Genomic DNA, 12,050 nt, shown 5'->3' on the forward strand with positions numbered 1-12,050 from the left:
GCAACTCCACTGTGCAACCGGAGGTCCTCACCTTTGGCTCAACGACTCCAGCGAGTCATCACATTCACCGAACCAACGTCCCTGGGCAGTACAACTAGGCCTCGGGGGTGCCCTGGTGGAACCGCAGGCGCCAGCGGCCGCCGTCCAGCACCCACAGGGAACTTCTCAGCGTGGTGCCGGACCGTGCGAAGCTGCGGTAGGTCAGCAGGACAGCGTCGGTGCCTACAGGGTCGGCGCCCAGGATCTCGATCTCCGTGCGTTCCCCCGGGTCCTCTTCGAGGGCCATCATCATCGCATCGCGGGTCCACATCCGCCCGGAGCTGCCGATTTCCATGAAATCCGGGTGCAGCAGGACGGCCGTCCGGCCGATGTCCCCGCGCACCAGCGGGCCCAGCAGCTCGCGTTCGAGTTCCTCCACGAGGGCCTCCGGCGGCACGGCGCTGCCCTGCCGGGTGGCTTCAGCGACCTCAAGTGCTTCATCGTTCAATTCGCTGAACAGGTCAAGCTCATCGAAGGCGGAGACCTGTGCCGGAACGGCACGTGGTGTGCTGCCGGTTGCCGGGGGCAGCCCGACGCCTGAGGGGGCGTGCTCCCCCGCGCCGGCTCCGGTGGCGGGAGCGTGGTGGGCGCCGGGGAACCCCGGACCGGACCGGGCCGCTACGCCCTGCTGGTATGCCGTGGCCGCGGCCCTGGCGCGCTCGTCTGCGGCCTCGTTCAGGTCGTGCCCGGCATGGCCCTTGACCCATTCGAACGTATAGCTCCGGCCTGCCAGTGCCCGGTCGAGTTCCTTCAGGAGTTCCACGTTGAGGACGGGCTTGCCGTCGGCCTTGCGCCAGCCCTTGCGTTTCCAGCCCGGCATCCACTTAGTGATGGAGTTGATCACGTACTGGCTGTCGCAAAGGATCCGCAAGTCCTCACCGGGGAGGTGCGCGGTGGCGCGCAGAAGATCCAGGACCGCCATTAGCTCGCCCTGGTTGTTGGTGCCGTGCGGCCAGCCGCCGGCCCGCCAGCAGTCGTCATTCACATACCAGGCCCATCCGGCAGGACCGGGATTGCCCAAGGCCGAGCCGTCAGCCGCTGCAGTAATCGTCACCGGTCCATCCTGCCAGACCGGGACGGCAATGGAAGGTTGCAGCGCCCCGGGCTCCACCGGGAAGGACGAAATGGCACCGCTGCGCCTTCGCGGGAAAACGTTTACCGAAATCTCTTGACGCCGCCGGGCGGTTCGCGAAACAATCGCTGAACAAGCCAGAAAACGCTTTCTCGTCGCGGAAGCTCACCACTCCCAGGACGAGGGCAACCCTCCCGGAAGGAACATCAATGACGATTCCAGTCGTAAGCCGGCGGAAATTCCAGCTGGGCGCGGCCGCCCTGGCCCTCTCCATCCTGGCCACGGGCTGCGGCGCGCCCGGCGGCTCGGGCGATAACGGCCAGGTCACCCTGCGGTTCGCATGGTGGGGCAACGAATACCTGAACGCGCAGACCGAAAAGGTCATCGCCGCGTTCGAGGCATCCCACCCCAACATCAAGATCAAGACGGAGCCGGGCGAGTGGTCCAGCTACTGGGACAAGCTGGCCACCAAGACTGCGGCCAACGATGCTCCGGACGTCATCCAGATGGACCAGAAGTACATCGCCGAATACGGCGGCCGCGGAGCCCTGATGGACCTCTCCAAGCAAAGCGGCATCGATACCGCCAAGCTGGACAAGGAAGCCCTGGCCTCAGGCCAGTACGACGGCGCCCAGTATGGCCTCAGCACCGGCCAGAACGCCTACGTGATCATGGCCAACACCAAGGTTTTCGAGGCAGCAGGCGTTCCACTGCCAAACGACAAGACCTGGACCTGGAAGGACTTCGTCGACACGGCGGCGAAGATCAGCGCCGCCGGCGACGGGAAGAACTACGGAGCCGCCTATGGCAGCAACGAGGCAGACCTCATCATCTGGCTGCGCCAGCACGGCGAGAATCTCTACTCCCAGGACGGCAAGCTCGACTTTGACACCGCAACGGCCGCGTCGTTCTGGGAACGGCTCAAGGAGCAGCGTGACTCCAAGGCCAGCCCGCCGGCGAACGTGGCCACGGAAGACTCGGGGGCGAGCCTCGAACAGAGCCTGTTCGGCACCAACCGCGTCGGCATGGCCTGGTGGTGGACCAACCAGCTCGGCTCGCTCCAGTCCACCACGGGAAGCAGCATCAAAATGCTGCGGGCTCCAAGCACCGAAGGCGCATCGGCCAGCAACGGAATGTACTACAAACCCACCATGTTCTGGTCCGCGTCCTCACGTTCCAAGCACCCTGCACAGGCCGCTGAGTTCATCAACTACCTCACCAACAGCCCGGAAGCGGGCAACATCCTGATGACGGACAGGGGCGTTCCCACGAATGCCGACATCGTCAGCAGCATCACCGCCTCGTTGAAGCCGGCCGACACCACCGTGGTTGGCTTCCTCAAGGACATTGCCCCTGACATCAAGGATGCGCCGCCGGTGCCCCCGGTTGGCGCCGGCAGCGTCCAGAACGTGATCAAGCGATACACCGACGAGGTTCTGTACGACCGGCTGACGCCGCAGGCAGCCGCCGAAGCGTTCAAGAAGGAAGTCCAGGGAATGCTGGATTCGGCACGGAAGTAGCCTCCCGCCCTGGAACAAAATGCATCCTGGAACAAAAATGCGGCCCCCTCCACGAGGGGGCCGCATTTCATGTCAGCGGGACAGGTCCCGGCAGGAAGGCTTAGAAGCCGCCCATGCCGCCCATGCCGCCCATGTCGTCTCCACCGGCGGGGGCAGAAGCCTTCTCGGGCTTGTCTGCCACCACTGCTTCGGTGGTGAGGAACAGGCCGGCGATGGAGGCCGCGTTCTGCAGGGCAGAGCGGGTCACCTTGACGGGGTCGTTGACGCCGGCGGCCAGCAGGTCGGTGTATTCACCGGTCGCGGCGTTCAGGCCGTGGCCTGCGGGCAGGCCGCGGACCTTGTCGACGACTACGCCCGGCTCCATGCCTGCGTTGAAGGCAATCTGCTTCAGCGGAGCGTCGATGGCAACGCGGACAATGTTCGCGCCGGTTGCTTCGTCACCGGACAGCTGCAGGTTGGCGAACGCCTTGGCGCCGGCCTGGATCAGTGCCACGCCGCCACCAGCGACGATGCCTTCTTCCACAGCAGCCTTGGCGTTGCGGACTGCGTCCTCGATGCGGTGCTTGCGCTCCTTGAGCTCAACCTCGGTGGCGGCACCGGCCTTGATGACTGCAACGCCGCCGGCCAGCTTGGCCAGGCGCTCCTGCAGCTTCTCGCGGTCGTAGTCGGAGTCCGAGTTCTCGATCTCGGCGCGGATCTGGGACACGCGGCCGGCGATCTGGTCGGCGTCGCCTGCACCCTCGACGATGGTGGTCTCGTCCTTGGTGACAACCACCTTGCGTGCCTGGCCCAGGAGTTCCAGGCCGGCGTTCTCCAGCTTGAGGCCAACCTCTTCGGAGATGACCTGGCCGCCGGTGAGCACGGCGATGTCGGCCAGCTGGGCCTTGCGGCGGTCACCGAAGCCCGGAGCCTTGACGGCGACGGACTTGAAGGTGCCGCGGATCTTGTTGACGATCAGGGTGGCCAGGGCCTCGCCCTCGATGTCCTCGGCGATGATCAGCAGCGGCTTGTTGGACTGCATGACCTTTTCCAGGACAGCAACCAGTTCCTTGACGTTGGAGATCTTGGAGTTGACGATCAGGATGTACGGGTCCTCGAGGACCGTTTCCTGGCGCTCTGCGTCCGTGACGAAGTAAGCGGAGATGTAGCCCTTGTCAAAGCGCATGCCTTCGGTGAGCTCGAGCTCCAGGCCGAAGGTGTTGGACTCCTCGACCGTGATGACGCCTTCCTTGCCCACCTTGTCGAGGGCTTCGGCGATGAGGGCACCGATTTCGTCGTCACCGGCGGAGATGGATGCCGTTGCGGCGATCTCTTCCTTGGTTTCGATTTCCTTGGCGGAGTTCAGCAGTTCGGCGGTGACGGCCTCAACAGCCTTCTCGATGCCGCGCTTGAGGGACAGCGGGTCGGCGCCGGCGGCAACGTTGCGCAGGCCTTCCTTGACCAGGGCCTGGGCCAGCACGGTTGCCGTGGTGGTGCCGTCGCCTGCGACGTCGTCGGTCTTCTTGGCAACTTCCTTGACCAGCTCAGCGCCGATCTTCTCGTAAGGATCGTCCAGCTCGATCTCCTTGGCGATGGACACACCATCGTTGGTGATCGTGGGGGCGCCCCACTTCTTTTCGAGGACGACATTGCGTCCACGCGGGCCGAGGGTGACCTTAACGGCGTCGGCGAGGGTGTTCAGGCCACGCTCAAGGCCGCGGCGTGCCTCTTCATCAAATGCAATGATCTTGGCCATAACGGCAGTAGTCCTTTCGGGACAGTCGTTAAGAATGAACCTTCGCTGCAGTGCCCGCGACGGACGATCCTTTGACGGCGGCCTCTGTATGCCTCCGGGCAGGGATCTCACTGAAGTGAGGTGTTTCCTTCGCTCCTTGACCGGTGCCCGCTCCGCCGGCCGGAACCAGGCTTTGCTTAGCAGTCGGTGCGTCAGAGTGCTAAGTCAATAATTAGCACTCCCCAGGTGAGAGTGCAAGCGATAAGGCGCCGCTGCGGCCTCTGGACGGGACACTTCGCTATCGGCGATCAGCCCGTATGTCCTGCCGTCTCGTGGCCGGTGGGAGCGGGGTTGTTGTCCTCGCCGTAGGTGAACACGGTGAAGGTGGCCGTGGTGATGTCCCCGTGGGCGTCGAAGGCAACCGGGCCGGATTCGCCGTCGTAATTTACCGGCCCGCCGCCGGCAAGGCCGGAGAGACACTCTTTGTAGGTGCGGCACGGGGCAGATGGCTGCGCCGCGCCTGCCGCTGCAGGCCCGCCCGGGGTGGCGGCTGCACCTGAAGCAGCGCCGCCCGAGACCGCGACCAGGTTGGCGGCGATGGACCGCCCGGCGTCGTCCTGGGCGCGGGCCGCGGCCAGGGCCGCGAGGGTTACGGCGTCATACGTTTCCGCGGCGTAGGACACGTCCTTCAGGGCACTGTCGACGCCGAGCAGCCTCCCTTGGAAAGCGGCAGTGGGAAGCTGGCCCGGGACTACGGCCCGCGCCCCGTCGAGTGCGCGGGAGCCGAGCCGGGACCCGTAACGCCCGAAGGCGCCGTCGCTGAGGAGGATCCTGGACCCGCTCAGGCCGGCGTTGTTCAGTTCCGCCAGGGCACCCTGCGCCCCCTCCCGCGCCACCAGGACGACGGCGTCGGGATTGGCCTTGCCCGCTGCCGTTGCGGCAGGTGCGGCGTTGCCTGGCTTAAAGACGCCGCCCGGCAGGACAGTGAGCCCGGCTTGCCGGGCCGCGTCGGTCACCGCGGCCGCGACGTCCTTTCCGTAGGCACCGTCCTGGGACACCACGCTGATGGAGGCGGCGCCGGCGTCCTTGGCCAGTTTGGCCAGGACCGGCCCCTGGGCGACGTCGGCCGCCACGGTGCGGAAGTAGAACCCTCCGCTGTCGATTCCCGTCAGGGCGGCGGCAGTGTTGGCGGGCGAGATCAGCGGAGTTCGGGCCCGGGAAAGGACCTCGACGGCGGCGGCGGCATGGCTGGAGTCGGTGGGTCCGATGACCACATCCGCCTTGGCCGCCACCAGGGCGTGGGCCTGCCCGGAGGTGTCCTGGTCCTGGTGGACGGGCAGCAGTTCCACCGGCCGGCCTTTGTGGCCGCCTGCCGCATTGATTTCCTGGACGGCCAGTTTGGCGGCGGCAAGCTGGGGCGCGTTGAGGAAGGCGTTGCCCCCGGTGTTGTCCAGGATCAGGCCCACGCGGAGGACTCCGTCGCCGGAGGCCTCCACCGGTTCCACCCGGGCATTGCCGGTGGTGCCGGCGCAGCCTGTGACTGCGAGCAGAGCGGCCAACGACAGGGTGGCGGCCGCCCGGGAAAAGGCAGCGGAGCGGACGGCCTGCTTCACTCTGCCGGCCGGACGTTTTCCGCCTGCGGGCCCTTTTCGCCTTCGCCCACTTCCAGTTCCACGCGCTGGCCCTCGTCGAGTGCCCGGTAGCCCTCGCCCAGGATGGCTGACCAATGGACAAAAATGTCATCCCCCGAGCCGTCAACGGTGATGAAGCCGTAGCCCTTTTCGGCGTTGAACCATTTGACGGTTCCCAGTGCCATAGTGAACAACTCTTTCCGTTGGGACCGGGCGGGTCCGTGCTGTTGGGTGCAGTCCGGCCGGGCCGGTTGAAAGCCACTCTAGCCAATACCGGTGGCCGCCACGGGCCGGCAGCGTCATCGGTCCGCGAACGTTATCCAGGCGTGACTGGAGCTGCGGCTACCGGTATCCGGGGCCGAGCACCACCACCAGGGGTGACTGGAATTCCGAGCTGTTCACCACCGTGGAAACGTTCAGCAATGCGGCCAGCTCCTGTGCGCTTGCCAGTTGCGCTTCGCCGGCGTAGAACACCACGGAGGTCTTCTGCGGGGCACCCGCCCAGTTGCCTACCGGCCCCAGCTTCCAGCCGTCGGCCTGGACCGTTCCGCCCACCCGGCTCGCCAGGCCGCCAACGCCCGTGGCGTTGTAGACCGCGACTGCCTGCGCCTTGTTGACGACGGCCTGCCGGGTGGCCGAAGCTGTGGGCTCCGGCCCGCTGGCGGCGGAGGACTCCGGGGATACCGACGGCGCTGCCGTGGCAGGGGGCGCGGAGCCGATGGCCTGGGCCGAAGGGGTTGCTCCGGTCACCGCGAGGGGGCTGGCTTCCATGCTTGCCGATGCCTGGCTCCCGATTCCGCCGAAGCCAAGCTTCGGGAGGATGAGGAAGGACACCAGCCCGATGGCCAGCGCGGCCACGCCAACCGCCAGGATGGGCCACAGCCGTACCCGTGCCGGGGCTGACGCCGTCCGGTGGACACCTTGTCGAGACCCGGTTTCCGGAACCTTGTCGAATTCATCGCGGGCGTATTTGGTCATGGATGCATCCTTGGGAATTGCTGCGGGAGGCCTTGGCGGGGGTCCTAGGCGTGGGACCCCAGGCGCCGCGCGGTACGTGCACGGTGGCGCGACGTACGTAGTCTACGCAATCTCTTGACCAGCATGGGATCGTGGGCCAGCGCATCCTCGCGGTCTATCAGGGCGTTGAGCAGCTGGTAATAGTGGGTTGCGGAGAGGTCGAACAGCTCGCGGATGGCCTGTTCCTTGGCTCCGGCGTACTTCCACCACTGCCGTTCCAGAGCCAGCATCTGCTGCTCACGCTCGCTGAGGGAAGACTCACGGAGGGAAAAGTCTGCCAGGAGGGACTTCCGCGGTTCCTGCTCCGGCAGGTGTTCCCGGGCCGGTTCCGCCACGGCACACTCCTTCGCTGGTTACGGTCAATGTCTCACCCCTATGCTACGGGCGAATAACAGCCATGTCATTTGGAGGCCAAAACCCGGCATCGCTCCAGCACTGCCACGGCTCCTGCCAGAATGGAACGATGTTTGAATCCGACGCGCTGTTCGAACTGCGGCAGGACCCCACCGATGCCCTGGCCTTCGCGGACCTGGCTCAGCTGCCGCTGGTTGAGCTCATGGCCCCTGACTGGGCCGCTGCGCTGGCGGGCGTTGAGGGAAAGCTGCGCGCGGTCCTGGACTTCCTCGCCGCGGAAGAGGCCGCGGGGCACGCACTGCTGCCGCCGCCGTCGAACGTCCTGCGCGCCTTCCGCCAGCCGCTCAACGGCGTGAAGGTCCTCATCGTGGGGCAGGACCCCTACCCCACGCCCGGCCACGCAGTGGGGCTGTCCTTCTCCGTGGACCCTCGCACGCGGCCCCTTCCCCGCAGCCTGGTCAACATCTACCGGGAACTCGAATCGGATCTCGGCTTCCCGCCGCGCGTCCACGGGGACCTTTCGGCGTGGGCCGACCAAGGGGTTCTGCTTCTGAACCGCGTGCTCACCGTGCGGGCGGGGGCGGCGGGCTCGCACCGCGGCAAAGGCTGGGAGGAGATCACGACGGCGGCCGTCACCGCCGTCGCCAACCGGCGGGCGGCGGACGGGTCCAGGGTGCCGCTAGTGGCCGTCCTGTGGGGGAAGGAGGCGGAGGGCGTCCGGCAATACCTGGCCGGCACCCCGGTGGTGGCGAGCGCCCATCCGAGCCCGTTGTCCGCCTCCCGCGGATTCTTCGGCTCCAAGCCCTTCAGCCGCGTGAACCAGCTGCTCCGGGAGCAGGGTGCGCTGGACGTAACCTGGGAGCTCCCGGCGGTGGCCTAGCTTAGGCTGGCCTTATGAGCATTGTTCCCACCGCCACCAGCGCCACCAAGAAGAACCGGCCCCAGGTCAACCTGTCGGTACTGCGCACGGAGCAGCTCTCGCCCCATATGGTCCGTATCGTGGCCGGCGGGGACGGCTTCGCCGACTTCGTCAACAACGGCTTCGTGGACCGGTACGTGAAGATCGTCTTTCCGCAGCCCGGCGTCGAGTACCCCTCTCCGCTGGATCTTTGGGCCATCCGGGAGACGATGCCGCGTGAGCAGTGGCCGTTCACCCGCACCTACACCCTGCGGTGGGTGGATCCCGAGGCCAGGGAGCTGGCCATCGACTTCGTGGTCCATGGAGACGACGGCCTGGCGGGGCCGTGGGCGGCAAGGGCGCAGCCGGGTGACGCGCTGACGTTCACCGGCCCCGGCGGCGCCTACAACCCCAATCCTGAGGCGGACTGGTATCTGTTCGCAGGGGACGAGGCCGCTTTGCCGGCCATCGCAGCGTGCATTGAATCGTTGCCCCCCGAGGCCAAGGGGCTGGCCTTCCTGGAGGTCGCATCCGACGCGGACATCCAGCCAATTTCCGCCCCCGCCGGCGTGGCCGTCACCTGGCTTGCCCGCAATGGAGCCCCTGCCGGCGCCAGCGACGTCCTGGTCAATGCCGTGGCCGACGCCGTGTGGCCGGAGGGCACGGTGGACGTCTTTGCGCACGGTGAACGCGGCTACATGAAGGCGCTGCGGGAGGTCTTCTTCAAGCAGCGAGGCCTGGACCGGCGGCAGGTGTCGCTCTCCGGATACTGGGCACAGGGCCGCGTGGAGGACGTCTTCCAGGCGGAGAAGAAACTGCCGGTAGGCCAGATCTAGCGGCCGCTGCCCCTGTGCTGCCTAGCGGCGCCGGGCGCGGCGCCGCTCATTGCTGGCCAGGCTCCGTGTCAGTGGGCGGGCCAGGACGTCGCCCAGGACGATGCCGCCGGCCGTGCCCAGCACAATGGCGCCGGCGCTGAGCATACCCCCGGCACCGGCGAGGATCTCAGCCTCCTCAACGGTCAGTACGTACATGGAACGGAAGATCGTGAGGCCCGGCAGGAGGATCAAAGCCGCCGGGACGGCCACCACCAGCTGCGGGGCACCCATCCGCAGGGCCACCACCCGCGCCAGCAGGCCGATGACAACGGCGGCCAGGGCGGGTGAGAAGCGGTCCCCGATCCCCAGCAGTCCGGCGCCGAGCAGCACCAGGTATCCCGCGACGCCTACGGCTGCCGTGGGCAGCAGGAGCTTCCATGTGGTTTGTTCGGTAATGCCGATGGCCATCACGGCCGCGGCAACGAAGAGGATGAGGACCCACAGGTCGTAGGCGGGCGGGAAGGTCTGCGTGACGTCGATGCGCTGCAGGCCGGTCAACTCCCCCACCACGAAGGCCACCGCGATGCCTGCCACAATGGCGCCGAAGGTCAGCAGGGTCGAGAGGAACCGGCCGGCTGCCGTCACCGGGAAGCCGTTAATGGCGTCCTGCACCGAGGAAACCAGCCTCCCCGTCGGCAGGAGCAGCAGGATGCCGCCCACCACCACGATGGAGGGGGAGTTGGTGAGGCCGAACTGCCACAGCAGCAGGGCGAGCATGGTGACCACGAACGAACAGCTGGCCGTGATGAAGAAGTCGGGCACCCGCCAGCGCCCCAGTCGGCGGGCGAGCAGGCTGACAGCAATGTTGGCCACGAAGGCTATGGCGGAGGAGACCGGTCCCCCACCCAGGACGCCGACGAACACGGCGGCGAAGATGCCAAAGGCCACCGTGACCATCCAGCGCGGGAACGGTTTGGGGCTGGTGATGGCCTCGTTGAGCCGGCGGATGGCCTCCTCACGGCCCACTCCCCCGGCCACGATGTCTGTGACTAGCTGGTGCACCTTGGCCAGGCCCGCGTAGTTGTTCGTCCAGGAGCGCACCACGCGCAGCAGGGCGATGGGTGTCTGGTCCTTGGGCGCATAGTTGATGCCGACGGACTGGTTGGTGATGTCCACTTCGATGTTCTTCAGCCCCAGGGCCGCGGTGACGGCAATAATGCTGGTCTCCACCTCCAGGGCGCCTGCACCGTAGCGGAACATGGTTTCGGCCAGGTGCAGGGCGAAGTCAAGGGTCTTCCGGGCGGACGTGTCCACCCCGCCCACCTGGATGGTGGGATTCGCATAGGGGCTGCCGGCCAGCCTGTCCACGATGCTCAACGGTGCTGTGGGCGGGTTTTCACCCTGCACCAGGCGGCGCAGCATCCTCTTGGCCGCAGCATCCTGGCGAAGTTGCGCGGGGGTCAGCGGCTCGGTTTTGGGCAGGCCGTCAGTCTTCGGCCGGCGGCCGGGGCGTTCTGGCCGGTCAGTCAAGGTCGCCTCCTCCCAGTGCGCGATCTACGTTCGGTCAGGCTTTCCGCTTCAGTGGCAGCTTGCCCAGGATGGTGCGGGCTGCCGCTGCGGCGTTCCTGGCGATCCGGTTGGCGTGGAAGGCGGCAGGCCGGACGGGCAGGACGAAGTCGCCCACCAGCTGGACCACTTCCCCGCCGAAGCCCTTCTTGAATTCGTACCCGCCGTGGCCTTCCTCATCCTGTCCGGAGATGCCGAACGTGCCGTAGAAGTTATACCGCGGGTACCCCTTCTCCAGCGCGTGCAGCATCATCCCCCAGTAGAGGGAGGTGGCGCCGTTGAAGTAGATGTAGTCCTGGACGGTGCCGCCGATGACGCACACCACCTCGTCGCCGTAGCAGACGAAGTGGATGGCTGCGACGGTGGCCGTGCCTACTGAGTCGGGGAACCGTTCGATGTCCTTCAGGCTGCGCTCGTAGCTGTCTACGAGGTCCTGGACCACCTTAAGCCGGTTGGCTTTCTTCTTGCTGCCGGTTTCCTCCACCTCACGGCGGAGGTCGGCGGCGGTGGCCGACTCCGCGGCCAGGCGTTCGGTGATGGATTTGCGGTAGGCCGGGATGTCGATCTTGGCCATCATGAGCTTGGTGAACTCGGGCGAGGTGGTGCGGAGCAGGTGCTCGTAGTAGGCGCGTTCGCGGTAGACGAACCCCTTTTCGTCACCGGCCCGGCTCAGTGCCCCGTAGAAGTCGTCCAGGGTTTCCAGGGTGGCCTGTTCCAGGAAGACGCCGTTCTTCTCCGCTTTGCGGATCGCTTTGCGGGTCCGGTAGCTGGTGCTCATGATCAGTTCCTCGGCATCCTGGATGCCTGTGAGGTCCTTGATGAACATCCAGTTCACGTTGACGAAGTTCATGTCCAGTCCCTGGTGCCGGAACCCGAGGCGTTCCAGTTCCGCCACCAGCGGCCGGTTGTCCTCGATTTCGGGGTGCTCGGCTCCCTCGGCATCACGGGCAATGTAGTGCAGATTCGGCGAGATGCGCAGCTCGGCAGCCTTGCGCCCGGCAGCGTGCTTGCGGAGAAGTTCGACGACGGCGCCCACCAGTTCGCGGTCCGTGTAGTCCATCAGGGGGCCCTTGGCGCATTCGCAGACGGTGTAGCCAAGCCGGGTGGTGGTGTAGTTCAGCTTTCCGGCAGCCACAAGCTCGCCGTCGCGCCGGACTCCGAACAGTTCCACCTGTTGCCCCCGTGCGCGCTGGAAGCGGGCGAAGTCGATGGACTGCAGGAAGCTGTTCTGCGGGTGCTTCAGGACGAAGGCCTCGAAGTCGGCGTCGCTGAGGATGGCGTACTCGAGTTCGGTAGCGGCGGAAACTGTATTCAAGGAATGACCTTCTTCTGAACTCTTCGCGGCCTGGCGGGGCACGCGCTGGGCGGGACGTTGTGCGGTGGCGGGAGCCGGGCTGGCGGCAGACGGCGGTGGCGCGGCAGCG

11 protein-coding genes are annotated in these 12,050 nt (G+C 66.6%); 3 read left to right on the forward strand and 8 right to left on the reverse strand.

The window, feature by feature from the left end:
* Window positions 1-94 precede the first annotated feature (94 nt).
* The gene (locus K4G53_RS18540; RefSeq protein WP_221387145.1) at window positions 95-1,093 is read right to left on the reverse strand and encodes a ribonuclease HI family protein; all 999 of its coding nucleotides are present in this window, start codon (window positions 1,091-1,093) and stop codon (window positions 95-97) included.
* A gap of 227 nt (window positions 1,094-1,320) precedes the next feature.
* On the opposite strand from K4G53_RS18540, the gene K4G53_RS18545 reads away from it, so the two are divergent.
* A complete protein-coding gene (locus K4G53_RS18545; protein ID WP_221387146.1) occupies window positions 1,321-2,631 on the forward strand; it encodes an ABC transporter substrate-binding protein in 1,311 nt (436 codons plus the stop codon).
* A gap of 100 nt (window positions 2,632-2,731) precedes the next feature.
* Here the strand turns inward: K4G53_RS18545 and groL are convergent, their stop codons facing one another.
* The 5 genes from groL to K4G53_RS18570 form a co-directional block, all read right to left on the reverse strand.
* Window positions 2,732-4,366 carry a chaperonin GroEL gene (groL, locus tag K4G53_RS18550; protein ID WP_221387147.1) on the reverse strand — a complete coding sequence of 545 codons (1,635 nt, stop codon included), beginning with the start codon at window positions 4,364-4,366 and terminating at the stop codon, window positions 2,732-2,734.
* Between the two features lie 287 nt (window positions 4,367-4,653).
* Entirely contained in the window at window positions 4,654-5,958 is a 1,305-nt protein-coding gene (locus tag K4G53_RS18555) for an ABC transporter substrate-binding protein (protein WP_221387148.1), read from the reverse strand.
* Window positions 5,955-6,161, reverse strand: a complete 207-nt coding sequence (locus K4G53_RS18560) for a cold-shock protein (protein WP_221387149.1) — start codon at window positions 6,159-6,161, stop codon at window positions 5,955-5,957. Before K4G53_RS18560 ends, K4G53_RS18555 begins: the two co-directional genes overlap by 4 nt.
* Window positions 6,162-6,318: 157 nt before the next feature.
* Window positions 6,319-6,954: a LytR C-terminal domain-containing protein gene (locus tag K4G53_RS18565; protein ID WP_221387150.1), complete on the reverse strand. Its 636-nt coding sequence runs from the start codon at window positions 6,952-6,954 to the stop codon at window positions 6,319-6,321.
* Window positions 6,955-6,998: 44 nt separating this feature from the next.
* Complete coding sequence (locus tag K4G53_RS18570; protein WP_221387151.1) at window positions 6,999-7,328, reverse strand: DUF3263 domain-containing protein; 330 nt, start codon at window positions 7,326-7,328, stop codon at window positions 6,999-7,001.
* Between the two features lie 128 nt (window positions 7,329-7,456).
* Between K4G53_RS18570 and K4G53_RS18575 the strand changes: the two genes are divergently transcribed.
* Window positions 7,457-8,227 (forward strand): uracil-DNA glycosylase, encoded by a 771-nt coding sequence (locus K4G53_RS18575; protein WP_221387152.1) that lies wholly within the window; start codon window positions 7,457-7,459, stop codon window positions 8,225-8,227.
* A gap of 14 nt (window positions 8,228-8,241) precedes the next feature.
* Entirely contained in the window at window positions 8,242-9,081 is an 840-nt protein-coding gene (locus K4G53_RS18580) for a siderophore-interacting protein (protein ID WP_221387153.1), read from the forward strand.
* Between the two features lie 21 nt (window positions 9,082-9,102).
* On the opposite strand, the gene K4G53_RS18585 is transcribed toward K4G53_RS18580, so the two are convergent.
* Window positions 9,103-10,590, reverse strand: coding sequence for a threonine/serine exporter ThrE family protein (locus K4G53_RS18585; RefSeq protein WP_221387154.1), 1,488 nt, complete (start codon window positions 10,588-10,590; stop codon window positions 9,103-9,105).
* A 34-nt stretch (window positions 10,591-10,624) separates the two neighbouring features.
* On the reverse strand, window positions 10,625-11,941 hold the full coding sequence (locus K4G53_RS18590; protein ID WP_221387155.1) for a peptidoglycan bridge formation glycyltransferase FemA/FemB family protein: 1,317 nt from the start codon (window positions 11,939-11,941) through the stop codon (window positions 10,625-10,627).
* Window positions 11,942-12,050 lie beyond the last annotated feature (109 nt).

It is taken from the genome of Arthrobacter sp. MAHUQ-56, from assembly GCF_019710585.1.
GTDB lineage: Bacteria > Actinomycetota > Actinomycetes > Actinomycetales > Micrococcaceae > Arthrobacter.